The following is a 25,829-nucleotide window of genomic DNA, read 5'->3' as shown; positions in this document are numbered from 1 at the left end:
GGCTCGACCCTTGCGGCGCACCGGCTGGACGCCCTGATAGCCACCCTCCCCTGACCCCCCGCTGCTGCCGCCGCCGGTGGCGGTGCCGGTGGCGGTGGCGGTGCACGCTCGCAGGGGCCGTACCCGTCCGCGTTACGAGACCGCGGCCTTCTACCGCCCCCATGCGGGCGGCAAGCGCACGCACAACCGGATTGCGGCCCGCTGCCGCCCCCAACCCGGCCGCACGCGTGCTCCTACCGCCCCAACAGCCAGCCGGAGCCCGGCGGGCTGGCGCTGACGGCGACCTCAGCCCCTCCAACACGACCACCACCGCCAGCCGCCGGGCTCCGGCTGGCGCTGGCGGCTGCCTCAACCGCCCGGACACGACCACCACCGCCAGCCACCAGGCTCCGGCTGGCGCTGGCGGCTGCCTCAACCGCCCGGACACAGCCACCAGCACCAGCCGCGCGGAACTCGAAGCGGTGAGACCCCCCCCGAGAACCAGTCAGCACCGAGAACTGCGGCATCCCCACAAAAAGCCGCGCCCACCCCAAACCCGCAGCGCACCTCCCGGCCCCGGCTGGTCCCCAGAGGTGCCTCACCGCCCCGAGACACCCCTGCAAACCAGCCGAGACCGGAACAAACGGGCGACACGGCACCCCCGCGGCGCCGTGGCCCGCATCGATGGAACGCCGTCAGCCTGCCGGTGCGTGGTAGCGGTCGCGGATGAAGGCGCCGAGGCGGGCCGCGAAAGACTCCAGGGTGCGGGCGGCCGCGTGCCGCGAGTCCCAGACCGCGGTGAGGCGGATGCTCAGGTGGCGTCCGCCGATGTCGACCGGCAGCGGTACCAGCCCGAATCGGGGGTCGTCGGAGGCGACCGCGACGCCCCGGCCGGCCGCGGCGAGGGCCTGCGCGACAGTGCCGTTCGCGGTTTCGATCGAGGACGAGCAGGTGGCACCGGCCGCCGTGATCGCGGCGTCGAGCGACTGCCGCGCGGTGAACGCCGCCGGCTGCACGATCAGCGTCTCGGTGAGCAACTCGGCGAGCGGCACCGACACCCGCGACGCCCACGGATGCTCCGCGTTGACATAGGCCCAGACCGGCAGGACCGCCAGTGCCAGTGACCGGTACGGATCAGGAGCCCGCACCGTCCCGATGGCCAGATCGGCACCGAGTCGCAGGGTCTCCACCGGTGACCGTCCGTCCGCACCGAGCACGTCCGTGGTCGGGTCGTCCGGCGCCAGCGTCGCGATGAACGGTGACACCACGTCGGTGAGCGTGACCGTCGGCGCCCCGATCGTGAGCCGGTCGAGACGGCCCTGCGCGGCGACCCCGGCCGCGACCCGCAGCGCATCGACCCGGCCGAGCACGTCGCGGGCCAGCGGGAGCAGGACCCGGCCGGTGGTGGAGAGCTCCAGCCGCCGTCCGGTCCGGTCAAAAAGTGACACGCCGAGGTCACGCTCCAGGACCCGCAACTGACGGGACAGGCCCGGCTGGGTGACGTGCAGGCGAGTCGCGGCGGCACTGACCGTGCCCGCTTCGGCGGTCGCGACGAAGTACCGCAGCAGGCGCAGCTCCATTTATGCCTCCGAGGCATGGTTTCCAGGCCCAACAGGAACTGGACGAGCATACGTAAGGGTCCGAGACTGACCGGCGTGAGCCTCGAACAGAAGCGCCGGCTGGTCACCGACCTGCCCGGCCCGCGATCCCAGGAACTGATGGCCCGCAAGCTGACCGCGGTGGCCGGTGGCGTCGGCACCACCGTGCCGGTGTTCGCGGCCCGGGCCGGCGGCGGCATCGTCGTCGACGTGGACGGCAACCAGCTGATCGATCTCGGCTCCGGTATCGCGGTCACCACGGTCGGCGCGAGCGCGCCGCGGGTGGTCGCGGCGGTCACCGAGCAGGTCGAGGCGTTCACCCACACCTGCTTCATGGTCACGCCGTACGAGAGTTACGTGGCGGTGGCCGAAGCGCTGAACCGGGTCACACCGGGTGACCACGAGAAGCGCAGCGTGCTGTTCAACTCCGGTGCCGAGGCGGTGGAGAACGCCGTGAAGATTGCCCGCGCGCACACCGGGCGGGACGCGGTGGTCGTTTTTGATCACGCGTATCACGGGCGTACGAACCTGACCATGGCGATGACCGCGAAGAACATGCCGTACAAGCACGGGTTCGGGCCGTTCGCGCCGGAGGTGTACCGGGCGCCGGGGTCGTACCCGTACCGGGACGGAGGCGTGGACGGCCGGGCGGCGGCCGCGCGGGCGATCGACCAGATCGAGAAGCAGATCGGCGCGGACAATCTCGCGGCCCTGGTGATCGAGCCGATCCAGGGCGAGGGCGGGTTCATCGCGCCGGCCACCGGGTTCCTGCCGGCCCTGGCCTCGTGGTGCCGGGCGAACGGCGTGGTGTTCGTGGCCGACGAGGTGCAGACCGGTTTTGCCCGGACCGGCGACATGTTCGCCTGCGACCGCGAGGGGGTCGTCCCGGACCTGATCGTGACGGCCAAGGGGATCGCCGGCGGCCTGCCGCTCTCCGCGGTGACCGGCCGTGCCGAGATCATGGACGCGCCGCACGTCGGTGGCCTGGGCGGCACCTACGGCGGCAACCCGATCGCCTGCGCCGCGGCGCTGGCCGCGCTCGAGACGATCGAGGCCGACGGCCTGGTCGCCCGGGCCCGCGCGATCGAGGACCGGGTGCGCACCCGATTGCTGCGCCTGTCCGGAACCGATAGCCGCCTGGGCGACGTCCGCGGGCGCGGCGCGATGCTCGCCGTCGAGCTGGTCCGGGCCGGTTCGCAGGAGCCGGATCCGCGCCTGGCCAGGGACGTCTCCCGGTACGCCCATCAGCGCGGCGTGATCGTCCTGACCTGCGGGACGTACGGGAACGTGCTCCGCTTCCTGCCCCCGCTGTCGATCTCGGACGAGCTCCTGGACGACGCGTTCGACGTCCTGACCGCCGCCTTCGAGGAGATCCGATGAGCACCATCGTGGTTGTCGACCCGGCCACCCTGTCCCCGGTGGCCGACGTGCCCGACCAGGGCGTTCCCGACGCGCGGGCGGCCGTCGACGCGGCGTTCGCGGCGTTCCCGGCGTGGGCGCGCACCGCACCGCGGCGCCGGTCGGAGATCCTGCACCGGGCGTTCGAGCTGATGCTGCGCGACCGGGCCGCACTGGCCGAGCTGATCTCCCGGGAGAACGGCAAGTCGCTGACCGACGCGGCCGGCGAGGTGACCTACGCGGCGGAGTTCTTCCGCTGGTTCGCCGAGGAGGCGGTCCGCCCCGGCGGCGAGTACGGCGAGGCCCCCGCGGGTGGGGCGCGCACCCTGGTCACGCACCGGCCGGTCGGGGTCGCCGCGCTGGTCACGCCGTGGAACTTCCCGGCCGCCATGATCACCCGAAAGGTCGCGCCGGCGCTCGCCGCGGGCTGCACCGCGGTGCTCAAACCGGCCGCCGAGACGCCGCTGACCGCGCTGCACATCGTCCGGCTGCTGGCCGAGGCCGGGCTGCCCGACGGCGTGGTCTCGGTGGTGACCACCACGGACGCGTCCGCGGTCGTCGGCGCGTGGCTGGCCGACCAGCGGGTCCGCAAGATCTCGTTCACCGGGTCGACGGCGGTCGGCCGGGTGCTGCTGCGGCACGCCGCCGACCGGGTGCTCAACTCGTCGATGGAGCTGGGCGGGAACGCGCCGTTCATCGTCGCCGACGACGCGGATCTGGACGCCGCGGTGGCCGGAGCGATGATCGCCAAGTTCCGCAACAGCGGGCAGGCGTGCACGGCGGCGAACCGCTTCTACGTGCACGCCGCGGTGGCCGACGAGTTCGTGGCCCGGTTCGGCGCGGCGGTGGAGAAGCTGACCGTGGGGGCGGCCGCGGACGGAGCCGACATCGGGCCGCTGATCAGCGCGCAGGCGTTGCGGCGGGTGACCCGTACCGTAGATCTTGCCGTTGAGGCCGGGGCCCGGATCGCTCATCAGGCCGGGACGCCGACCCTGCCCGGACATTTCTACCCGCCGACCGTGCTGGTGGACGTGGCGCCCGGCGCGGCCATCCTGCAGGACGAGATCTTCGGGCCGGTGGCGCCGATCGTCACGTGGACCGACGAGCAGGAGATGCTGGCCCAGGTCAACGCCACCGAGTACGGGCTGGCCGGCTACGTGTTCTCCGGCGACCTGGCCCGGGCGATCCGGCTCGGCGAGTCGGTGGAGGCCGGGATGGTCGGGGTCAACCGCGGTCTGGTGTCGGACCCGTCGGCGCCGTTCGGCGGGGTGAAGCAGAGCGGGCTGGGACGCGAGGGCGCCCGGAACGGCCTGCGCGAGTTCCAGGAGACGCACTACCTGAGCGTGGCCTGGCCGGCCTGACCGGTTCCGTTCGCCAGCGGGCCGCGCCGGCGAGCGCAGACCGCACGCGGTCATGTCGTGCTCGCGGTCACTCCTCGATCGCGAGCACGATGCGGCCGCCGGCCACCCCGCTGTACCACTTCGGGTCCCTGGTCATCACGTCCACGCCCAGGTCGAGCGCGAGCATCGCCGCCGACGCGCAGTCGGCCCGGCCGACCAGTGCCCGCAGCGCCACCAGCGACTCCCAGTCCTCCGCGTCATCGCTGATCAGGAACGTCGCCGGGTGCGCGAGCAGCAGCTCCAGCCGATCCCGGTCGATCATCGCGGTGTGGTGCCCCGCCTCGATCAGGCACCACAGCGGGATGATCACCGCCCCGCCCTCGTCGTTGATCTCTGCGAGGGTCTCGCCGACGGCCACCGACCCGCGTGCCCACGCGGTGATCGCCGAGGTGTCGAGAACCAGCTTCGCGTCGCGCCCCTCGGTCACGCCGGCCGGGACCGCAGCCCGGCCAGGAACTCCGCCCGGCCCTCGGTGTCCCGCGCCCGCTCCGCCTTGCGCCGCCGCTGCCGCGCCCGCGCCTTGCCCTCGTCGGTGACGGCCAGCCCCATCCGGGTGTGAATGTCCTCGACGCTCAGCTTCGGCCTGGTGTCCTGCTCCATAGCGCCAGCGTAACCGCGCCCGCCCGCCCGACCTATCCCCCGGCGTGGCCGGTCTTGCCCACACCCGCGGCGGTGCGGGGCCGCCGGCTGGTGCTCACGGTCGCCTCCGCGCCCCCGAAAGGACCGTGAGCACCAGCCGGGACCACACGGCCCGGCACCCGCCGCGGGGCGGGGACGCCGGCTGGTGCTCAGGGTTGCCTCGCGGCCGTTGAGGGACCCCTGAGCACCAGCCGGGGGCCGGGATGCGCGGCAGCGCCGGGACCGCACGCGGATCTCGCGCGCTGCACCCCGTACCGAAAAAAGCGCCTGCCCCGAAGCGGACCGTGTGTGAGGGTGGCGGCATGAGTCAACCGACGTTGCGGACGGAGCGGCTGTTGCTCGTGCCGCTCGCCGACCGGCACTTCGAGCTGGAGGTCGACCTCGACGCGGACCCCGAGGTGCTGAAATACATCTGGGGACGGGCCCGGGACCGCGACGAGGTGGTGTCCTCGCACGCGGAACGGCTCGCGCTCGGCGCCAAGGTCGACGGGCTCGGGTACTGGATGGCGTTCGGCTCGGAGGGTGGGCGCCGGGACTCCACGGGGCCGGAGAGCGAGGCCGAGGGTGAGTTCGTCGGCCTGATGATGTTGCCGCCGGCGCACGGCGACGACCAGCCGGACGATCCGACGGTGGCCGAGCTCGGCTACCGGCTGGCGCGGAAGTACTGGCGGCTCGGACTCGCCAGCGAGGCGGCCCGGATGTTGCTGCGGCACGCGTTCGACACGGTCGGGCAGAGCCGGGTGCTGGCGCAGACCATGGCGGTGAACCACGGATCGCGCGGCGTGATGGAGACCGTCGGGATGCAGTACGTGCGGACCTTCCACCCACTCTGGGACGACCCGTTGCCGGGCAGCGAGGCGGGCGAGGTCGAGTACGAGATGACCCGCGCGATGTGGGAGGCCCGGCGCGGCACCTTGTGAGGGTTGTGTGGAGGTTCGGTGATGATCGGCGATAACCGGCACCGGCGGTGATGGGATCGCGGCCATGCTGCAATCCGTCAAGGCCGCCGCCTACGCGCTCTACGCCCGCCGCCTCCGGGCCCGGCTCGCCGGCGCCACCCTGCCCCGGCACGTCGCGATGGTGATGGACGGCAACCGCCGCTGGGCACGGCAGATGGGCTTCGACGATCCGAGGATCGGCCATCGGTACGGCGCGGAGCACCTGGACGAGGTGCTCGGCTGGTGCCGGGAAGCCGGGATCCGGCACGTGACCGTGTTCGTCGCCTCGGTGGACAACGTGGTCAAGCGGGACGCCGGCGAGGTCGGCAACCTGATGCGGATGATCGAGCAGGTGGTCGCCGTGCGGCTGACCAGCCCGCCGGCCCGCTGGCAGGTTCACCTGGCCGGACGCCTCGACGTGCTCCCGGACTCCACCCGGCACGCGCTGAAGCTGGCCGAGGAGGCCACCCACGACAACGGCGCGGAGTTCCACGTCACCATCGCGATCGGCTACGACGGGCGCGACGAGATCGTCGACGCGATCCGCTCCCTGCTCGAGGCGGAGGCCCGGGCCGGGCACGGCGTCGACGACATCGCCCAGCGGCTGACCGCCGACCGGATCGCGGAACACCTCTACACCCGCGGCCAGCCCGACCCGGACCTGGTGATCCGGACCAGCGGCGAGCATCGGATGTCCGGTTTCCTGCTGTGGCAGGCCGCGTACTCGGAGCTGCACTTCTGCGACGTGTACTGGCCGGGCTTCCGCAAGATCGACTTCCTGCGGGCGCTGCGCTCCTACGCGGCCCGCCACCGCAGGTTCGGCGCCTAACCGGGCAGGACCGCGGTGTTCTGTCCGGCAACGATCTTCCAGGTGTCCCCGGTGCGCGACCACAGATAGCTGGGCGCTCCCCGGCCATCGGTGGCGAGCGGGCGGCCGTCGCGGTCCAGATATTGCTGGCGGACGCCGGTGAGCGCGATGTCCGGCGTGATGAACGCGATGTGCTCGACGACGTAGTCGACCGAGCCGTCGCTCATCGCACCGGGCAGGACCTGCCGGGTGAACTCGCTGATCTGACCGAGACCGATCAGCCGACGCCCGGCGCCGGTCACCCACACGGCGTCCGGACCGAAGAGCGCCAGAAAACCATCCGCGTCCTCGGTCCGCTGCGCCTGCTCCAGGTCCGCAACAAGACCAACCAGATTTCGTACGTCCGCAGCATCGGCCGGCGCCGGTGCCACGGTGACCGTCGTGCCCTCGAATCCCGTCATGGCGCCGAGGCTAAGACGTGAACCGAAGTTGAAGTAAAGCCCCGCTTACGCCAGCCCGCCGAAGGCAGCGACCGCCTCTCGCCCCGCGGCCTGGTTCGCGGTGACATAGGGACGCAACTCCTTCTCAAAGCGCTCGAAAGCGGCCCGGTGGTCGCCGCTCGCCTCGGCCAGGCAGCGGGCCAGTGTGGATGCGGCGATCAGGGCCTGGGACGTGCCCATCCCGCTGGTCGGGGCGGCACAGAAGCCCGCGTCGCCGAGCAGCGCGACCCGGCAGGTCGACCAGGAGTCGAGGTGGACCTGGCAGGTGGAGGCGAAGTAGAAGTCGTCGGCTTCGGACATCGCGGCGAGCAGGTGTGACGTCTCGGACCAGGGGTGGCCGGCGAACGCCGCGCGCACGGCGGCGTCCTGGACGGTTCGCGGCTGCCGATCCAGCTCGGACGACGACGTGCCGAAGGACAGACTCACCGTCATCCGCTCGGAAGAACCGCTCGCGAAGGCGTAGATCGCTCGGCCCGCATCGGGCTGCAGCAGGCCCTGACGGTCCAGGCCGAGGCGGTTGCCGGTGGTGAAGCCGGCCCCGGACATCCCGAGGTGCTGCACCGGGTCGAGGCCCGGGAAGGCCAGCCGGCGGACCGCCGAATGGACCCCGTCCGCCCCGAAGACCAGGTCGAAGTCGCGGGTCGGGGCGCGTTCGAAGGACACTGTCACCCGGTCGTCGTGCTGAACGAGCTCGGTGACCGTGTCGTCGAACAGGTAGTCGGCGTCGGTGACCCGGTGCAGCACCCGGGTCAGGGCCGGTTTGGGGACCTCCAGGTCACCGCCGAACGCGGCGGCGGGCAGCTCACCGATCACCGAGCCGTCGGGCGCCAGCAGGGTGGTGCCGCGCATCCCGGTCTCGTGGGTGCGGATCTCGTCGAGGATGCCGAGCTCGGCGAGCACCTCCAGCGCGGGACCGCGGAAGTCGACGGCATAACCGCCCGCGCGCAGGTCAGGAGCGCGCTCCACGATGGTGACCGCCCAGCCCTGCCGGCGCAGGAACCAGGCCAGGGCGGGGCCGGCGACGCTCGCCCCGGAAATCAGAACGCTTGTCATGCCTCGTACCGTAGCCAGCTTTTATCCATATGGTCAATCCATTTGGATAAACCATCTGGCTAAGACCGCGGGTACGATCGCCGGGTGGGAAACCGGGACGCCCTGCTGGCCGGGGCCAAACAATGCCTGACCGAGCGCGGCTGGGCGCGCACCACCGTGCGGGACATCGCCGCCGCCGCGGGCGTCAACCACGCCGCGATCGGCTACCACTTCGGCTCACGGGAGTCGCTGCTGGTCCAGGCGCTGATCGAGGCGGTCGGTGAGCTCACCGACACGGTCGCGGCGCGGGCCGGCGACGGCACGCCGGAGCAGCGCTGGCAGGCGCTGATCGAGACGTTCCGCACGCACCGGCCGCTGTGGATCGCGCAGCTGGAGGCGGCCGTGCAGGCCGAACACTCCCCCGAGCTGCGCGAACGGCTCGCCGACGCCCAGCGCCAGGGCCGCGAGGGGATGGGCGGCTCGGTGCCGCTTGCGTTGCTGACCGGCCTGATGATGCAGTGGCTCGTCGACCCGGATCAGGCCCCGTCCGGCGCGCAGGTCACGAGCGAGCTGCGCGCCTACGCGGACGAGGCCTGACCCGGGGTCAGCCGAGCAGGCGTTTCCAGCCGGAGGAGTCCGTGCAGCTGCCGAACGTCGCCCCGGCGAGCATCCGGTCCAGGTCCGCCTCGGTGATCTGCGCCCGGTCCCGCACGTGCACCAGCATCATGCACTCCCCCGCGCGCACCACCATGTCCGCGCCCGCCGGCTGCGACGCCGCGGAGCCGAAGAGCGAGTTCGGCCGCGGCAGATACCAGCTGTCCGCCCCGTTGATCTTCTTCGGCGCGCGGCCTTCGAGCTCGTGCTGATAGTTCGACCACTCCTTCGGGGCCGACCGGGTGATCTGCAGCTCGAGCGGCAACGCGTCCCGGGTGGACTCGAAGTAGACCAGATCCGGCTTGCGGTCCGCGGCGTGTCCCAGCCCGAACGACGCACTCGACCCCGCCGGCCGGGAGGTGTCCACGTCAGCGCGGTAGATCCGCAGGCCCGGGGGCACCCAGCCGAGCGTCACCGGCGACACCGCGTCCATGCCGTCGACGATGCGGAGGTCCTTGGCCACCTCGATGAGGTCGTCGGGGGTGTCCGCGTGCCGGTCCATCAGCAGCACCCAGGCGCCGCCGCTGTCCTGCCACCCGACGAACGCGCCGTCGAAACCGGAGTTCGGCACGCCGGCGTGCATGTCCTCGACGAACCAGCCCCGGCGCTCCCCGATCGCGATCGGCGTGCCCTGCTGGAGCCGGGCCGGGTCGAACGCGCCGGGGTCGAAGACCAGCACGTCGGCGCCCTCGTTACGGCCCTCCACCCCAGGCCGGGACGACTGCACGTCCAGGATGTTGCGCACCGTGGCGTACTGGCCGGTCGGCGTGCTCTTGCGGCCCATCAGCAGGAACGGCGAGCCCGCGCGCAGGGTGACACTGGTCTGCTCGGGTGTCCGGGACCAGGCTCGCGCCGTCGCCGTGACCGGCGCGTCCGTCCGTACCATCAAGGGGGCGACCCCGGCGGTCACCGCGATCGCGGCCACCAGAGCCGCGCCGCCGAGCACGGTGCGACGGCGCTTCAGCTGTGCTGCCCGGCCACGGACGGCCGGGAGCAGGGTGATGCCGGCGGGCGGGGTCTGACCGGCGTGCCGGTCCAGGGTGTTCCTCAGGTCGTCAAGAGTCCTCGTCACAGCATGCCTCCCAGGATGGCCGGCGCGACACCGGTGGGCGAGTCGGTGAGTTCGATGCGCAGGGCCGCGAGCGCCCGGCTGGCGTATCCGCGCACGGTGCCCGGCCGGCAGCGCAGCACCTCGGCGATCTCGAGATCGGAGAGCCCCTCGTAGTAGCGCAGCACGATCACCGCGCGCTGCTGTTTCGGCAGGGCCCGGATCACCTGCCACAACTCGTCGTCCGCGCGGTGCTCCACCGGCGCGGCCAGTTCCCGCTCCTCCAGCGGGACGAGAGCGACCCGGCGCCGCCGCCGGAGCAGCGACAGGAACTCGTTCGTCACCATCCGCCGGACGTAGGCGTAGGGATCACCGCCCTTGACGATCCGCCGCCACTTCAACAGCGCCCGGGCCAGCACCTCCTGGACGATGTCGCGGGCCTCCTCGCGGTCCCCGCTGAGCAACGTCGCGTACCGCAGCAACGCGGACGATCGCGACGCCGCGAACTCCTCGAACTCCATGCACCTCTCCCCCGTCGGGCGATTGTCACGAGGAACACGCCCGGCCGCCAGGATCTGCTGTGCGCCGCCACAGCCGTTAAGCATCCGTTCATTTTTTAGGAGGTCGTTAACCGGGCCTTAGGGTGCAAAAAGAAAGAGTCCTCCGCATGCACTCACTGCGCTCGAAGAGCCTCACCACCCTGGCCGTGATCGCCGCTGCCGTGCCGCTGGCCGCGGTCGTCGGGCCGGTCGCCGCTCAGGCGGCCAGCTCCAAGTTCTGTGACGGCGGCAGCTACACCGCCCTGGGCAAGACCGGGGTCAAGGACCGGTTCCGGGGCACCGTCGCGGCGCCCGCCGGGCGCTTCACGGTTCAGGGCAGGTTCACCCGGTTCAGCGTCGACCCGAGCACGTTCGCCATCTACGACTACGCGTTCACCGGCGCCGCCAACGTCGGCGACATGACCGGTGGCAAGGCCACCCCGGTCTACGCCAGCAAGGTCCCGGACCATCGCGGGCTCGCGTTGACCAGCGCGATCAGCCTGGAACTGCGCGACGGCGACATGACGATCTCGCGCACCGGGCCGGGCGGGCTGAGCATGAAGATCCAGGCCAAGGACTGCGCGCAGGGCGGCATCTTCCAGATGGAACCGGCTCGCGGCGACGGGACCCGCACCCGGATCGTGCACACCGTCGCGGACTCCGCGTTCTACTACGACAACCCGAACTTCCGCGCCAGGGTGGGCGCGTGGCTGGGGTCCGCCTGCGCCGACGAGGCCAGCGGTCCGGCAGGGCAATTCTGTGTACGGGTGAGCCCGCGCGTGAACATCGGCAGTGACGCCGCCCCGAAGCTGGTCCTGCGGGACAGCGCGCAGGTCGCCACCCGGGTCCCGCAGGCGTCGTGCGGTCCCGACTTCACCAACCCGCTGGGCCTGTCCGAGACCGGGGACCACTGTGCCGCGACGAGCATCTGGGACGTCGCCAGTGGTGGCCGGATGGGCATGGTGACCGGCGAGGACGCCACCGAGGTGGCCAACCCGCCGACCACCTGCACCGAGGACTGCCAGGCCGGCAACGGTGTCAACGGGCGGCTCGCGGTGCTCGGCTTCCCGGCGGTGGTTCCGGCCGGCAGCTGGCTGTCCCCGCGTACCTCAGCTGACGGCCTGGACGCCCCGCTCACCGCGCCCTGACCGGTCTGCTCGCTCGACGGCTCGTCGTCGCTGGTCCGCAGCGACGGCGAGCCGTCGGCGTGTCCGGCCGGCAGCGGCGACTACGCTGAGGATTGTTTCCCAGGAGACCGAAACGCGGAGGCGGCGGGCGATGAAGCGGGCGGCCCCGCAGATCCGGGATGTGGCGGCGGCGGCCGGTGTCTCGCACCAGACGGTCTCGCGGGTCCTGAACGACTCGCCGAACGTCCGGCCGGACACCCGTCAGCAGGTGCTCGACGCGATGGAGCGCCTGCAGTACCGGCCGAACCGGGCGGCGCGCGCGCTCGGGCTCGGCCGGGCAAAAGCGGTCACGGTGGTCACCGCGAACACCACCCTTTACGGGTACGCCGGTGTGCTGCAGGGTGTCGAGGAGGCGGGCCGGCTGCTCGGCCTGACCGTCGGGATCCGGGTGGTGGCCTCCGACGCGGCCGCCGACGTCCGGAACGCGGTCGAGTACGTCGGCGACCCGAGCTGCGGAAACGTGGTCGTGGTGGCGTTCGACCCGGCCGGTTCCGGCGTGCTGCGGGCGATGCCCGACGGGCTGCCGATGGTGGCCGCCACCGAGGCCGGCGGGCTGCCCGGCGTGGACCGTCGGATGATCTTCCTGGACGAGCGGCAGGCCGCCGCGGACGCCACCCGGCACCTGCTCGGTCTCGGACATCGCACTGTCCACCATGTGGCCATCCCGTCCGAGGTGCGGGACAGCGCCCGGCAGGGCGGCTGGCGGGCGGCCCTGGAGTCGGCGGGCGCCGCGGTGCCCGAGGTGGTCCCGGCCGGCTGGGATCTGCGCAGCGCGCACCGGGCCGGGCAGGCGCTCGCCGCCGATCGGGCGGTGACCGCGATCCTGTGCGGCAACGACGACACCGCCCTCGCGGTGCGCCGGGCGCTGCACGAGGCGGGCCGTGACGTGCCCGGCGACGTGAGCATCGTCGGTTTCGACGACGTGCCGGGCGCGGCCTTCTGGACGCCCGCGCTGACCACGGTCCGGATGGACTTCGCCGGTCTGGGCCGGGCGTGCGTCGCCGCGCTGGCCGACGACGGCGATCCGGTCCGTCTGGACCCGCCGAGCCTGGTGATCAGGGAATCCACGGCTCCGCCGCGGTCCCGGTGACGGCAGCGCGCCATCAATCGGTAACAAAACCGTAACGCACTCTTCCGTCCGGAGCGTGTGACCGGTCACACTCATGCCATCCACCGACCATGTGACCGGTCACATCTCCACGAAGGAGACCCCGTGCGATCGAGACACATCACTGCCACGGCCCTCGCCGCCACCGTCCTGGCCGCGAGCCTCCCCGCCACCCCGGCCTCCGCCGCCGCCTCCACGTTCACCGTCGACCTGGCCACCGGCACCGGCGCGCTCCGCTACGGCGCCACCGGCTTCCTCTACGGCCTCGGCGACGAGGGCATCCCCAACGAGACCATGCTGGCCGCCCTCAAACCGCAGGTCACCGCGCAGAAGGCGCCGGACGGCCTGCAGCACCCGAACGGCGACGCCCTGAAGATCGCCCCGATGTTCAAACGCGCCGGCGGCCGCGAGATCCAGATCTACCTGCAGGACGTCTACCAGCAGTGGCCCTACGAGAACCTCGGCCTCACCGACTACCTCGCCAAGGTCGACACCATCACTCGCAAGGTGGTCGCCGACCCGTACCGCTCGTCCTACGTGTACGTCCCGTTCAACGAACCGGACCAGATCTGGTACTCCGGCAACCTGGCCGGGCTGCTCAGCGCATGGAAGACGATCTACCAGAAGATCCGGTCGATCGACCCGGGCGCCCGGATCGCCGGGCCGAACTTCGCGGCGTACCGCTCGGCGGACCTGCGCGCGTTCCTCACCTACGCCCGGGACAACGGCGTGCTGCCGGACGTGATGACCTGGCACGAGCTGGGCGACGACTTCTACACCAGCTGGCAGCAGCACTACGACGACTACCGCGCGATCGAGGTCGCCCTCGGCGTGACCAAGCGGCCGATCAGCATCAACGAGTACGCCCGCGCCTCCGGGGACCTCGGTGTGCCCGGCAACCTGGTCCAGTACGTGGCGAAGTTCGAGAACAGCAAGGTGGACGGCTGCCTGGCCTACTGGACCACGGCCGGCGGGCTGAACGACCTGGTCACCCGGAACAACCAGGCGACCGGCGCGTGGTGGCTCTACAAGTGGTACGGCGACCTGTCCGGTGGCACCGTCGCGGTGACCCCGCCGGCGGCGGGCGGCTCGCTGCAGGGTCTGGCGGCGCTGGACCCGGCGAAGAAGCAGGCCCGGGTGATCCTCGGCGGCAACAACCCGGGCACCGGCACGTACGACACGAACGTGCTGGTCAAGGGCCTGCCGTCGTACCTCGGAACGACCGTGCACGCGACCGTGTGGGGCATCGACACGTCCGGGACCAACCCGTCTGCCGGGCCGTACGTGGTCAAGGAGGGTGACTTCACCGCGAGCGGCGGGCAGGTGACCGTGCCGCTGACCGGGCTGAAGGGGCAATCGGCGTACCAGGTCATCGTGACACCGGACAAGGACCTGACCGCGGCCTCGACCGGTCGCTACGAGGCGGAGTACGCCGCGCTCGCCGGCACCGCCAAGGTCACCTACGGGAGCAACAGCGGCTACTCCGGGACCTCGTTCACCGAGGGGTACGGGGCGAGCAGCACCGCGAGCACGAACTTCGTGGTGACCGCGCCCGCCGACGGCTACTACACCCTGGCGTTGCGCTACGCGGCCGGGCCCTACACCGGGGCGCCGGTGAACCGGTCGGTGCGGCTGCGGGTCAACGGCACCGACCTGACCGACGTGGCGTTGCCCGGCACCACCGACTGGAACACCTGGAAGACCGTCACCACCAAGGTGTACCTGCCGGCCGGGATCAACCGGATCGACTACCACGCGTACGCGAGTGACGACCGGGACGCCGCCAACCTGGACTATCTCGACGTGGCGGCGGCCACCGGCGCGGTCACCGCGTACGAGAGCGAAACCGCGGCCAACACGTTCTCCGGCACCGCGGCCGTGGTCAGTGACGCCGCCGCCTCGGGCGGCAAGTACGTCGGGTGGCTGGGCGCCGGCAGCGCCAACACGCTGCGCTTCAACGGGGTGACCGCAGCGGCGGCCGGGCGCTACCGGCTGGTCGTCGGCTACGCGAACGCCGAGGTGGTCGGCGACCACGAGTACAACACCAACATCGTCGACCGGTACGCCGAGATCAGCGTCAACGGCGCCGCCGCGAAGAAGGTCTTCTTCCGCAACACCCTCGGCTGGTCCAGCTACTGGACCACGGTCGTCGGCGTCGACCTGGCTGCCGGGGCCAACACCATCACGTTCGGCAACGCCTCGGCCGGTTACGCACCGAACATCGACCGCATCCAGATCGCCGCAGTACTCGGCTGAGCAGCACAGGGAGCACCACAGGTGGATGGGATCATCGACACCCCCGCGGACGGACCGGCCCGGCTGGGCGACACCGGACAGCCACTCGTGGAGATCCTGATCGCCGGGGAGGGCCGGGACCACGTGTCCCGGCGCTTCTCGGAAACCTCGATCGGCCGCCGGCTCCGGGTCACCGGCACCGCCGACGACCGCGACGAGCAGCGGATCGACCAGCACGACGACCGGACCGGCCTGTCCGTGCGCACCACCCTGCGGCGTACCGCGGCCGGTGCCGTGCAGGCACGCACCACGGTGACCAACAACGGACCCGAGCCGGTCCTGCTGCTCGGCGTCACGTCCCTGGTCCTGGGTCTCGCCGCGGATCCCGGCGACCTCGATCTGCTCACCGGCGACAGCGAGTGGCTGGGCGAGGGCCGCTGGACCCGGCGGCCGCTGCGCGACGTGCTCCCGGACCTGCGGCTGCGCGAGCACGGCCAGGACGGCCGCGGGTGCCACACCGTGACCAGTTCCGGCACCTGGTCGACCGGGACCCGGCTGCCCACCGGCGCCCTGATCGACCGGGTCACCGGCCGGTCCCGGTGGTGGCAGGTCGAGCACAACGGCCCGTGGCGCTACGAGGTCGGCGAACGGCGCGACGGCGTCTACCTGGCGCTGCTCGGCCCGACCGACATCGATCACCAGTGGCGGCAGTGGCTCGGCCCGGGCGAGTCGTTCACCACGGTCCCGGTCGCGCTCGCCGACTCGTTCGAGGACCTGACCGCGCATCGGCGCAGTGTGAAGAGACGAGCATCCCTTCCGGTGATCTTCAACGACTACATGAACACGCTGATGGGCGACCCGACCACGGCGAAGCTGCTGCCCCTCGTCGACGCGGCCGCCGCGGCCGGCGCCGGGATCTTCTGCATCGACGCCGGCTGGTACGACAACGACACCACCTGGTGGGACAGCGTCGGCGAGTGGCAGCCGTCGCAGACCCGGTTCCCGGGCGGCCTGGCCGAGGTGATCAGCCGGATCCGCGGCCACGGCATGACCGCCGGGCTGTGGCTGGAACCCGAGGTGATCGGGGTGCGCAGCCCGGTCGCCGACAAGCTGCCCGCCGAGGCGTTCCTGCAGCGCGGCGGGCTCCGGGTGGTCGAGCACGGCCGCTACCACCTGGACCTGCGGCACCCGGCCGCGATCGCGCACCTGGACGAGGTCATCGACCGGCTCGTCGAGGAGTTCGGGGCCGGCTACTTCAAACTGGACTACAACATCGACCCCGGCGCCGGCACCGACCTCGGCGCGGACAGCGCCGGCGCCGGCCTGCTCGGCCACAACCGGGCACACCTGGACTGGCTGGACGGTGTGCTCGACCGGCATCCCGGCCTGCTGCTGGAGAACTGCGCGTCCGGGGCGATGCGCGCCGACTACGCCCTGCTCAGCCGGATGCACCTGCAGTCGACGAGCGACCAGCAGGACTTCACGGCGTATCCGCCGATCGCGGTCGCCGCGCCGCTGTCGGTGCTGCCGGAGCAGGCGGCGAGCTGGGCGTACCCGCAGCCGGAGATGACCGACGAGGAGATCGTGTTCACCATGTGCACCGGTCTGCTCGGCCGGCTGTACCTCTCCGGGCGGCTCGACGCGATGAGCGCGGAGCAGCTCGGGCTGGTCCGGGACGGGGTGCTCGCCCACCGGGAGATCGACCTGCGGCGCGCGGTCCCGGTCTGGCCGCTCGGCCTGCCCGGCTGGGACGACCGGTGGCTGAGCCTCGGACTGCGCGTCGGGGACACCACGTACCTGGGCGTCTGGCGGCGGGCCGGCGCCACCGCCGAGATCACCCTGCCGCTGACCGGGCGGGATGTCGAGGTGCTCTACCCGCGCCGGTTGGACGGCTGGACACATGCCTGGACTTCCGGGGGGCTCACGGTGCGTTCCGAGCTCGCCGACCCGTACACCGCTCGGATCTTGAAAATCTCCTCCTGCTGACGAAGGAACATGATGAGACGTCTTTTCGGTGCCACCGGCGCCCTGCTGCTCGCCATCGGACTCACCGCCTGCACCGACCCCGGCGCCGAGACCACCACCGGTGACACCGGAACGGTCACCTGGAACGACCCCGCGGCCACGCTCGACGGGGTGAAGCTGACCGTCTGGGCCGCGCAGAACAGCAACACCGTCCCGCAGCAGGTGATCGAGGGATTCCAGCGGGCCACCGGCGCGACCGTCCAGGTGGTCACCATCCCCGACCCTTACGAGCAGGGCGTACAGACCAAGGTTGCCACCGGCGACAAGCCGGACCTGGCGTTCTGGCAGCCGACCGCGTCGATGCTGACCGCGATCAACGCGAAGACCAACCTGCAGCCGCTGACCGGCGCACCGTGGCTCGGCGCGCTCGACCCGGCGCTCAAGGACATCACCGGGCTGCTGGACGGCACCCGGTACGCGGCGCTGGTCACCAGCCCCGCGGTCGAGGGCGTCTACTACAACAAGCAGGTGCTGGCCGCGAACGGGGTCACCACGCCGCCGAAGACCTTCGACGCTCTCGTGGACCTGGCCCGCACGCTCAAGGGCAAGGGGGTCACGCCGTTCTACGAGATGGGCGCGGACCGGTGGGCGACCCAGTGGTGGGTGCAGGTGCAGCTCGCCGACGCGGCCAAAGCCGGGCTCTGGGACCGGATCAACACCGGTCAGGAGAAGTTCACCGACACCACCGTGCTGAACGCGGTGACCCGCTACGACTCCCTGATCAAGGAGGGGTTGTTCAACAAGGACATCAAGACCGCCACCTTCGAGGACCAGGGCACCGCGCTGCTGGCCGGCAAGGCCGCCATGGTCGTGCAGGTCAACTCGTTCTTCGGGCAGCTGCAGGCCAAGGCGGACACCGCGGCACTCAACGAGAAGATCGGCTTCTTCCCGATCGCGCCGTCCGGCAACGTCGGCACGGTCATCCCGGACCAGTCGAACGCGCTGGTCGCGTTCCGCACCGGTGACGACAAGCGGGAAGCCGCGGCCCGGCAGCTGCTGGCGTACTGGATGGGTCCGGGCTATCCGGAGTTCGTCGCCGGCCGCAACACCGTCTCGCTGGAGACCGCGGTGGCGAACCCGCCCGGGGTGCCGCAGGCGCTGCTCGACGTGCACGCCGCGGTCGCCGGGTCGGCCGGTTCGATGCAGGCTCTCGCGGTCGCCAACCCCGACCTGTACCTCAACCTGGCCGACATGATCGCCGGGACGATGACCCCGGCGCAGGTCACCGAGGCCACCCAGAAGCAGTTCGAGCAGCTCGCCAAGGCCGCCGGTCACCTCAAGTGACGACCGCCATCGGCCGGCGCACGCATCCGCTGTGGTTCCTGCTTCCGGCGTACGCCCTGCTCCTGGTGTTCTTCGTGCTGCCCACCGCGTACCAGTTCGTCTACGCGTTCACCGACTGGTCCGGCTTCAAGGCGTCGATCAACCCGGTCGGCGTGGACAACCTGACCCAGCTCGCCTCGGACGGCACCCTGTTCCGGGCGCTGCGGATCACCGTCGTCTACGCCGTCCTGGTGGCGATCTTCCAGAACGTGTTCGGGTTCGGGCTGGCCGTGCTGCTCGAACGGGACACCGCGCTGAACCGGATCGCCCGGACGTTCTTCCTGATCCCGGTGCTGATGTCCGCGCTCGCCGTGGGCTACGTCTTCCAGGCGCTGCTCAAGGGCACCGGCGCGCTGGCCGACACCACCTGGACGCTGCCGGTGGTCGCGCTGATCCACGCCTGGAAGTGGATGGGCCTGGCCATGCTGATCTACCTGGCCGGGCTGAAGACCATCCCGCTGGACCTGCTCGAGGCGGCCCGGCTCGACGGCGCGTCCCGGTGGCACAGCTTCTGGCGGGTGCGGGCGCCGCTGCTCGCCCCGGCGGTCACCTTCAACGTGGCGACCGCGCTGCTCGGCTCGATGAACGGTTTCGACATCGTGCAGGCCACCACCGGCGGCGGCCCGGCCCGGACCACCGAGCTGCTGAACATCTTCATCTACCGGACCTTCGGCCAGGGGTTGTTCGCCCAGGCCACCACGATGAGCCTGGTGCTGTTCCTGCTGGTGGCGCTGATGGCGTTCCCGGTGATCGTTCTGCTCCGCCGTCGCGAGGAGGTGCTGTGAGCCGCCGTCTGCAGCCGGTCGCCGTGATCGTCCTGGTGGCGGTCGTAATCGGGATCCCGCTCTGGCTGGTGATCGCCACCGCGGGCAAGTCCCAGGGCGAGGCGATCGACCCGAACCTGCGCCCGCCCACCCACTGGCACCTGCTGGACAACGTCCGGCAGGTGTGGGTGGACGCGGACGTGCCGGCGGCGTTCGTCGGCAGCCTGCTGATCGTGGTGCCGACCGTGGCCGCGGTGCTGGTGCTCGGCTCGATGGCGGCCTGGGTGCTGGCCCGGCGCGCCTCCCGGCTGACCGCGGTGCTCTACGCCGCCGGGATCAGCGGGATCATCCTGCCGCCGGCCGTGGTCACCGTGGTCCTGCTGCTGCGCCAGCTCGGCCTGGCCGGCACCGCGCCCGGGATGATCGGGGTCTACCTGGGCATCTACCTGTCCACGGTGATCTTCTTCGTGACCGGGTTCGTCCGGACCATCCCGGAGGCCCTCGAGGAGGCGGCCCGGATCGACGGCGCCGGGCCGTTCGCGGTGTTCCGGAAGGTGGTGCTGCCGCTGCTGCGCCCGGTGCTGGCCACCGCGACCATCCTGATCTGCCTGTACGTCTGGAACGACGTCTTCTACGCGTTCTTCGTGATCGGCGGCCGGCTGGACACGCTGCCGCTGAACCTGTTCCGGGTGGCCAGCGCCGGCCTCTATCTGAACAACTGGCACCTGATCTTCACGTACGTGATCCTGATGAGCCTGCCGCTGGTGGTGGTCTTCGCGGTCGCCCAGCGCCGGATCATCTCCGGGATCACCGGAGGTGCCGTGAAATGAGCCCCTGATACATCGGCCGCTGTCATTGATCCGCCAGTGCGCCGGGCCATCCGCGGCGCTAGCCTCATCAACGCTCAGTCGACGTGGAGGTGGACATGGACGCTCTTGCCGGCCGTCTGGCGGCCGAAACCGATACCCGCACCCTGCAACTGGCTCAATATCTGGCCTATCTCGACGATGACTCCCCGGCGACCCGGTACGGCCTGCAACCCGACGGCAAGTTCCACCTCGGCGACGTCAAGATCGACATGCCGGCCGGCGAGGCGATCGGCGACGTCGGATACCAGAACTGCGTGCCGGCCGCGATGGCCCTGCTCGCCCAGGGCTGGTACGCGACCGCCAAGGAGCAGTTCGTCCCGACCCTCGACGACACCCTGAAGATCTACGAGAAGGTGTCGCCGTTCCACCGCGACGCCGAGCCCGGCCTGGCCGCCCTGGTGGAGAAGCAGCCGAACTCGGGGCATCGGGAGGCGCACAACGACTTCGGCACCAGCCTGCTGCTGGCGCTGAAGACCTGGGTGCACCCGGAGCAGCCGCTGACCGGGCTGCTGCCGGAGGCCCGCTCGTTCCTGGAGATCGAGCCGCGCAACCTGGACCAGCTGCGCGAGGGGGTGCTGCGGTTCGGCGGCGTCCTGGTCGGCCTGGCCCTGCCACAGTCGATCAAGGACGGCGCCGGTGCGCTGCGCGACTCCTGGTTCGTGCCGGGGTACGGCTCGATCTACGACGCCACCGCGGGCAGCCTGTCCAGCCACTGCGTGGCGATCACCGGGTTCAACCGGCGGGAGTTCTTCTGCCTCAGCGCCGGGCAGGTCCGCCGGTTGTCGCCGGAGTTCCTGCTCACCTACGTCGAGGAGGCGTACACCGTGCTGTCCGGCGCAGTGCTGGACGCCAACCCGGCGCTGCGCGACCGGATCACCGCGGACGTCGCGGAGATCCGCAAGGCCGACCGGCCGGGCGGGATGCCGGCCTTCAACCACCGCTGGCGCGGCGGCAACATCATGTAGTCAGCGCGCCTCACCGCGCCGGATCAGCGCCGCCTCCCAGCGGTTCGCCGCGCCCAGCTTGGCCAGGATGTTGGAGACGTGCACGCTGACGGTCTTCTCCGCGATGTCCAGGCTGCGGGCGATCCGGGCGTTGGTGTAGCCGAGCGCGATCAGGTCGAGGACCTGGACCTCACGCCGGGTCAGCCCGAGGTCCGGCTCCTTGACCGGCGCCGGAGCGGGCGGTAGCTCCTCGGTCAGCGCCACCCCGCCGAGCGCGGCCAGCGCGGTCAGGTCACGGGTCAGCCGCCGGGCGCCGAGCCCGGCGGCCAGCCGCGCCGCGACCGCGACCTCCCGGTGCAGCGCGGCGGTGGCGCCCCGGCGCAGCAGGCAGGTGGCCAGCCGCAGCCGCGCCTGCGCCTCCGGGTACGGATGGCCCAGCTCGGCCCAGGTCGACACGACCGCACCCCAGGCCGCCTCCTGCGGCTCGTCCCGGACCCGCAGCAGTTCGGCGGCCGCGACCTGGTCGAGCGCCTCGGCGACCGGCAGCGCCCGCCCGCCACCGGGCCGGCGCAGCTCCGCCATCGCCGTCGCGACCCGCCCGGCCAGCGCTTCTGCCCAGCTCAGCCAGCGGTCGGCGGTCGGCGGGGTGGTCCGGCGGGCGTGCTCGGCGGCCTCACCGGCGGCCTGCAGCCCGCACACCGCGAGCCGCAGCGCCGGGAACACGCCCTCGCCGTCGCCCAGCTTGGCCAGCCCCTCGTCGACCGCCCGGCGGGCCGCCCGCCAGTTCCCGTCGGCGATCTCCAGCGAGGCCAGCGCGGCGTACGTGTGCCCGACGAAGTCCTGATCGGTTTTGCCCGCCGACCGGCTCATCACCATCTCCAGCATGGCCCGGGCGTCCTCACGCTCGTCGCGGGCCACGCACACCTCGGCCCGCACGTACTGGATGTAGAGCGGCAGGTCCTCGGTGGCCCCGTCCGGCAGCATGTCGCCGATCAGCTTCTCGATCTCGTCCCAGCGGCCCAGGTCGAGCAGGATGTCGGCGGCGTTGCCGACCAGCACCATCCCGGTCGTCATCCGCAGGCCGAACCCGGCGGCCAGGTCGCAGCCGCGCCGGGCCAGGTCCAGTCCCTCCTCGAGCCGGTTGAGCATCTGCAGGCAGTAGGTCAGGTTCGTGTACGCCCGCAGGATGTTCTCCTTGCTGTCGGTGCTCTCGGCCAGCGCCAGCCCCTCCCGCAACTGGTCCACCCCGGCCTCCCGCTCACCCAGCAGGAACCGCACGGTGCCGAGCGTGACCAGCAGATAGCCCCGGTCCACCGCGCTCGCGGCCCGGGCCAGCGCGGCCTCGGCCTCCTCCCGCGCCTGCCGGTAGTGACCGCTGAGCATCAGCACCCGCGCGTACGTCGCCCCGGCCTGACCCGGGCGGTCACCGGCCAGGGCCACCGCCTGCCGCGCGGACGCCATCGCACCGGGGGTGTCGTTGGCCCGCCAGCGCAGCCGGGCCAGGTGCTCGTGCAGCCCGGCCAGCACCTGCGCTTCGCCGTCGCCGCCGACCACCTGCAGCGCCTCGCCGGTCAGCTCGACCGCGCGCTGCGGGTCACCGGCGTAGTCGAACACCTCGGCGGCCTCGTCGAGCAGCCGCGGATACGTCGTCTCGCACAGCGACGCGGCGTCCGGGACCCGGCGCCACAGGTCGAGGACCCGGCCGTACTGCCGGCGGGCCTCGGCATAGGCGTGCACGGTGGCCGCCGACCGGGCCGCCCGCACGGTCCAGAACAGCGCGTCGTCGTCCTTGCGGCCGTGGAACCAGTGATGCGCCAGCTCGGCCTGATCGATCGGCGACACGTCACGGCCGGACGAGGCGGCCAGCGCGGCCGCCACCGCCCGGTGCAGACCGGCCCGCTCCCCGGGCAGCAGGTCCTGGTAGAACGTCTCGGCGGTCAGCGAGTGGCGCAACTGAAAACAGTCTTCGGTACGGATGAGCACCTGGCTGGTCACCGCGTCGCGCAAGCCGGACCGCAACGCCGGGCCGGGCAGCCCGCTGGCCGCCTCGAGCAGCGCACCGGAGACCGGACGCCCGGCGGCGGCGACCACCCCGACGATCTGCTGACCCTCCTCGGACAGCCCGTCCACCCGCATCATCAGCAGGTCACGCAGGTGGTCGGGCATCGGCCCGCCCGGGTTGCGGTGCTCGGCGGCCAGGATCTCCTGTGCCAGGAACGCGTTGCCGCCGGACCGGTCGTGCACCCGGGTGACCACCGCCTCCTCGACCGGCCCGGCGGCCCGCAGCAGGGTGGCCAGCTCGTCCCGGCCGAACCGGTCCAGCTCCAGGTAGGTGCTGCTGCGGCCGCGGATCAGCTCGCCGAAGACCACCCGGTGCCGGGAGTCCTCGTTCAGCTCGTCGGTGCGGAACGTGGCCGCGAGCAGCACCGGGACCCGGCGCAGGTTGCGGCTCAGGAACAGCAGCAGGTCCAGCGAGGAGGTGTCCGCCCAGTGCAGGTCCTCGAGCAGCAGCACCAGCGGATGTTTCCCGGCGAGCCGGCCGAGCAGCTCCAGGAACAGCGAGAACAGGTGCGCGCGGGCCAGCTGGCCGCCCTCGCGCGGACGACCGGGATCGGTCAGCGCCGGGATCAGCGCGGCGAGGGTGGCCTGCTCGCCACGGGCGCCCTCGACCAACGCCTGCGCGCCGACCTCGGCCTCGACCGCCTGCATCGCGGCCAGCCACGGACTGTACGGCAGCTCGCCGGCGCCGACCGACACGCACGAGCCGCGGGCCAGCAGCAGGTCCCGGCCGGTGCAGCGCTCCTCGAACTCCTCCAGCAGCCGGCTCTTGCCGACCCCGGCCTCACCGGCGATCAGCACGGTGCGTGGGGTGCCCAGCGCGGCGTCGTCGAGCGCACCCTCGAGTGCGGTGAGTTCGGCCGCACGCCCCACGAAGCCCGTACCGACCGACATGAAGAGCAGTATCGTCCGATCCGCCCGATCACGGAACGGTCTGTCAGGCCGCTTTCCCGGCCAGTTCCGGGAAGACGTGGGCGAGCTGGGCGCGGCTGGACACACCGAGTTTGCGGAACACCTTGCCGAGGTGGAACTCGACGGTCTTCGGGCTCAGGAACAGCCGGGCCGCGGTCTCCCGGGTGGACACGCCGGTGGCGACGATCCGGGCCACCTCGTACTCGGCCGGCGTCAGGCCGGTGGGCGCGCGACCGGTGCGGGTCTCGTCGGTGCCGGTCAGTTCGCGCTCGGCACGCTGCCGCCACGGCGTCGCGCCGAGCCCGGCGAAGGCGTCGCGCGCGGTCCGCAGCTGGTGACGGGCCGCTCGGCGGTCGCCGTCGCGGCGCAGGCGTTCGCCGTACGACAGGTGCACCCGCGCCTCGTCGAACGGCAGATCCATCGTGGTGTGCAGCCGCACCGCCCGGGCGAAACAGTCACTCGCACCGTCCCGGGTGGTCAGCCCGAGCACCCGCCACGCGCTCGCGGCGATCGGCCCGGCCGCCGACCGGGTCAGCCCCCGCAGCGCGCCGAGGTCGGCCGCGCTCAGCCCACGGTCACGCACCAGGCGACATTCCAGCAGGTCCGGCAGGAACTCGGCGGCGACCCCCGCGGTCGCCGGAAGATCATTCGGACCGCGGGCGGCCAGGGCCGCGAGCAACATCAGACCGCCACCCACCGGATCACACCGCAGGGGTACGACCATGGCCGGCGCCCGGCCCAGCACCGCCGGCTCGCCACGCAGCACGGCCAGCAGGGTCCGGGTGTGCCGGGCGTGCACGACGGCCCGCCGGTCACCGGTCAGCGCGGCCAGCTCGAGCGCCTGCCCGGCGTCGTCGGCCGCGGCGGTCAGGTCACCGGCCCGGGCCAGCGCCCACCCGCGCAGCGCCAGCACGGTCGGCAGGCGGCGGATCGCCCCGGTCTCCCACAGCTCAGCCGCAGCCGCCGTCAGCATCTGCCCGGCCACCCGGCTCCGCCCCCGCCCCATCTCCCGCCGAGCCGCCACGACGGCAGCCCGAACCGGCGGCGCGGGCCGCGGCTCCCCGGTCGCACCCGCCCGGCGCAGCAGACCCGCGGCCCGGTAGTGCTCCCCAGCGAGCTGCGCATCGGCCGCGGCCAGGCTCAGCAGCCGCCTCCGCCCCACCGGCACAAGATCCGCCGCCAGTTCCAGCGCGGCAGCCGCCGCGGCATGCCCGGTAGCCCCCCGGGCGAGAGTCGACAGCCGCTCCAATATCTCCACAGTCGAATCCCGCACCGGCCGCTCAAATCCCCCCTCAACGCGGTCAGCGCGGTCGGCGCGGTCGGGACGCTCTCGGTCGGCACGGTCATTGATCCGGTCGGGCCGATCGGCGCGGTCATTGGTCCGGTCGGGCCGGTCGGCGCGGTCATTGGTCCGGCCGGGCCGGTCGGCGCGGTCATTGATCCGGTCGGGCCGATCGTTGGTCCGGCGCTGGACGCACCCGGACCGGCACTCTGCCTGGGCGGTCATCGCTGGCCGCCGAACTCGGCGGTGACCAAGCGGCGGGCCCAGACGATCCGGCGCACCGCATACTCCGGGTCCTCGCCGTAACAGGCCGCGACCTCCCCCGCACACCCCCGCGACCCGTGATAACACCGCACCATGGCCCGGATCGCGGCGTCGATCTCCCCCCGCTGCGGACACGACCCGGTCGACAACCCACTCACGAACAGCGCGTCGGTACGTGCCACCGTCAGCATCGTCGCGGACATCAGCTCCCCCTCACCGTCACCGGCTTCCGGAAGCAGCCTCACGCGCACGCCCGCCCGCCCGTTAGGGAGCAATCCCTACCCCACACCTAGGCACCTACCTACCCCACCCCACCCACCCCCTT

General features: G+C 72.1%; 23 protein-coding genes. 13 read left to right on the top strand and 10 right to left on the bottom strand.

Annotation, left to right across the window (positions count from 1 at the left end):
* Window positions 1-674: 674 nt before the first annotated feature.
* Complete coding sequence (locus tag ADL15_RS05575) at window positions 675-1,559, bottom strand: LysR family transcriptional regulator (RefSeq protein ID WP_067685524.1); 885 nt, start codon at window positions 1,557-1,559, stop codon at window positions 675-677.
* A gap of 66 nt (window positions 1,560-1,625) precedes the next feature.
* On the opposite strand from ADL15_RS05575, the gene gabT reads away from it, so the two are divergent.
* Entirely contained in the window at window positions 1,626-2,957 is a 1,332-nt protein-coding gene (gabT, locus tag ADL15_RS05570; RefSeq protein ID WP_198170577.1) for a 4-aminobutyrate--2-oxoglutarate transaminase, read from the top strand.
* On the top strand, window positions 2,954-4,336 hold the full coding sequence (locus ADL15_RS05565) for an NAD-dependent succinate-semialdehyde dehydrogenase (RefSeq protein WP_067685522.1): 1,383 nt from the start codon (window positions 2,954-2,956) through the stop codon (window positions 4,334-4,336). The genes gabT and ADL15_RS05565 overlap by 4 nt, the downstream gene beginning before the upstream one ends.
* 67 nt (window positions 4,337-4,403) lie before the next feature.
* On the opposite strand, the gene ADL15_RS05560 is transcribed toward ADL15_RS05565, so the two are convergent.
* Together ADL15_RS05560 and ADL15_RS53965 are read right to left on the bottom strand one after the other, a co-directional pair.
* Entirely contained in the window at window positions 4,404-4,802 is a 399-nt protein-coding gene (locus ADL15_RS05560; RefSeq protein ID WP_067685521.1) for a hypothetical protein, read from the bottom strand.
* Window positions 4,799-4,975 carry a hypothetical protein gene (locus ADL15_RS53965; protein WP_198170575.1) on the bottom strand — a complete coding sequence of 59 codons (177 nt, stop codon included), beginning with the start codon at window positions 4,973-4,975 and terminating at the stop codon, window positions 4,799-4,801. Before ADL15_RS53965 ends, ADL15_RS05560 begins: the two co-directional genes overlap by 4 nt.
* 341 nt (window positions 4,976-5,316) lie before the next feature.
* Here ADL15_RS53965 and ADL15_RS05555 point away from each other — a divergent pair, with 341 nt between their 5' ends.
* Together ADL15_RS05555 and uppS are read left to right on the top strand one after the other, a co-directional pair.
* Window positions 5,317-5,934 (top strand): GNAT family N-acetyltransferase, encoded by a 618-nt coding sequence (locus ADL15_RS05555; protein ID WP_067685520.1) that lies wholly within the window; start codon window positions 5,317-5,319, stop codon window positions 5,932-5,934.
* 64 nt (window positions 5,935-5,998) lie between these two features.
* Window positions 5,999-6,781: a polyprenyl diphosphate synthase gene (gene uppS / locus ADL15_RS05550; protein ID WP_067685519.1), complete on the top strand. Its 783-nt coding sequence runs from the start codon at window positions 5,999-6,001 to the stop codon at window positions 6,779-6,781.
* Here uppS and ADL15_RS05545 read toward each other — a convergent pair.
* Entirely contained in the window at window positions 6,778-7,221 is a 444-nt protein-coding gene (locus tag ADL15_RS05545; RefSeq protein WP_067685518.1) for an SgcJ/EcaC family oxidoreductase, read from the bottom strand. The two genes, uppS and ADL15_RS05545, sit on opposite strands and share 4 nt — an antisense overlap.
* Before the next feature lie 45 nt (window positions 7,222-7,266).
* Window positions 7,267-8,313, bottom strand: coding sequence for an FAD-dependent monooxygenase (locus tag ADL15_RS05540; RefSeq protein ID WP_067685517.1), 1,047 nt, complete (start codon window positions 8,311-8,313; stop codon window positions 7,267-7,269).
* Between the two features lie 84 nt (window positions 8,314-8,397).
* On the opposite strand from ADL15_RS05540, the gene ADL15_RS05535 reads away from it, so the two are divergent.
* Window positions 8,398-8,889, top strand: coding sequence for a TetR/AcrR family transcriptional regulator (locus ADL15_RS05535; RefSeq protein ID WP_067685516.1), 492 nt, complete (start codon window positions 8,398-8,400; stop codon window positions 8,887-8,889).
* Between the two features lie 7 nt (window positions 8,890-8,896).
* Here the strand turns inward: ADL15_RS05535 and ADL15_RS05530 are convergent, their stop codons facing one another.
* Window positions 8,897-10,018, bottom strand: a complete 1,122-nt coding sequence (locus ADL15_RS05530; protein WP_067685515.1) for a hypothetical protein — start codon at window positions 10,016-10,018, stop codon at window positions 8,897-8,899.
* On the bottom strand, window positions 10,015-10,515 hold the full coding sequence (locus ADL15_RS05525; RefSeq protein WP_067685514.1) for a SigE family RNA polymerase sigma factor: 501 nt from the start codon (window positions 10,513-10,515) through the stop codon (window positions 10,015-10,017). Before ADL15_RS05525 ends, ADL15_RS05530 begins: the two co-directional genes overlap by 4 nt.
* 146 nt (window positions 10,516-10,661) lie before the next feature.
* Here ADL15_RS05525 and ADL15_RS05520 point away from each other — a divergent pair, with 146 nt between their 5' ends.
* The 8 genes from ADL15_RS05520 (at window position 10,662) to ADL15_RS05485 (ending at window position 21,009) form a co-directional block, all read left to right on the top strand.
* The gene (locus ADL15_RS05520) at window positions 10,662-11,681 is read left to right on the top strand and encodes a hypothetical protein (RefSeq protein ID WP_067685513.1); all 1,020 of its coding nucleotides are present in this window, start codon (window positions 10,662-10,664) and stop codon (window positions 11,679-11,681) included.
* 130 nt (window positions 11,682-11,811) lie between these two features.
* On the top strand, window positions 11,812-12,810 hold the full coding sequence (locus ADL15_RS05515) for a LacI family DNA-binding transcriptional regulator (protein ID WP_067685512.1): 999 nt from the start codon (window positions 11,812-11,814) through the stop codon (window positions 12,808-12,810).
* Window positions 12,811-12,933: 123 nt separating this feature from the next.
* Complete coding sequence (locus tag ADL15_RS05510; protein WP_067685511.1) at window positions 12,934-15,084, top strand: carbohydrate-binding protein; 2,151 nt, start codon at window positions 12,934-12,936, stop codon at window positions 15,082-15,084.
* 21 nt (window positions 15,085-15,105) lie between these two features.
* Window positions 15,106-17,049 (top strand): glycoside hydrolase family 36 protein, encoded by a 1,944-nt coding sequence (locus ADL15_RS05505; RefSeq protein ID WP_067685510.1) that lies wholly within the window; start codon window positions 15,106-15,108, stop codon window positions 17,047-17,049.
* 9 nt (window positions 17,050-17,058) lie between these two features.
* On the top strand, window positions 17,059-18,372 hold the full coding sequence (locus ADL15_RS05500; RefSeq protein WP_067685509.1) for an ABC transporter substrate-binding protein: 1,314 nt from the start codon (window positions 17,059-17,061) through the stop codon (window positions 18,370-18,372).
* Window positions 18,369-19,196: a carbohydrate ABC transporter permease gene (locus ADL15_RS05495; RefSeq protein WP_067685508.1), complete on the top strand. Its 828-nt coding sequence runs from the start codon at window positions 18,369-18,371 to the stop codon at window positions 19,194-19,196. The genes ADL15_RS05500 and ADL15_RS05495 overlap by 4 nt, the downstream gene beginning before the upstream one ends.
* Window positions 19,193-20,005, top strand: a complete 813-nt coding sequence (locus tag ADL15_RS05490) for a carbohydrate ABC transporter permease (RefSeq protein WP_067685507.1) — start codon at window positions 19,193-19,195, stop codon at window positions 20,003-20,005. The genes ADL15_RS05495 and ADL15_RS05490 overlap by 4 nt, the downstream gene beginning before the upstream one ends.
* A 95-nt stretch (window positions 20,006-20,100) precedes the next feature.
* Window positions 20,101-21,009, top strand: a complete 909-nt coding sequence (locus ADL15_RS05485; protein WP_157441184.1) for a hypothetical protein — start codon at window positions 20,101-20,103, stop codon at window positions 21,007-21,009.
* Here the strand turns inward: ADL15_RS05485 and ADL15_RS05480 are convergent, their stop codons facing one another.
* The 3 genes from ADL15_RS05480 to ADL15_RS05470 form a co-directional block, all read right to left on the bottom strand.
* Window positions 21,010-23,940, bottom strand: coding sequence for a helix-turn-helix transcriptional regulator (locus ADL15_RS05480; protein ID WP_067685505.1), 2,931 nt, complete (start codon window positions 23,938-23,940; stop codon window positions 21,010-21,012).
* Window positions 23,941-23,983: 43 nt separating this feature from the next.
* Entirely contained in the window at window positions 23,984-25,216 is a 1,233-nt protein-coding gene (locus ADL15_RS05475; protein ID WP_198170573.1) for a helix-turn-helix domain-containing protein, read from the bottom strand.
* A gap of 245 nt (window positions 25,217-25,461) precedes the next feature.
* Window positions 25,462-25,707 carry a hypothetical protein gene (locus ADL15_RS05470; protein WP_067685525.1) on the bottom strand — a complete coding sequence of 82 codons (246 nt, stop codon included), beginning with the start codon at window positions 25,705-25,707 and terminating at the stop codon, window positions 25,462-25,464.
* Window positions 25,708-25,829: the final 122 nt, after the last annotated feature.

This window comes from Actinoplanes awajinensis subsp. mycoplanecinus (genome assembly GCF_001509495.1).
Classification (GTDB): Bacteria; Actinomycetota; Actinomycetes; order Mycobacteriales; family Micromonosporaceae; genus Actinoplanes; species Actinoplanes palleronii.
The sequence above is the reverse complement of the archived record's forward strand: the minus strand, read 5'-3'. Positions and strand labels throughout refer to the sequence as shown.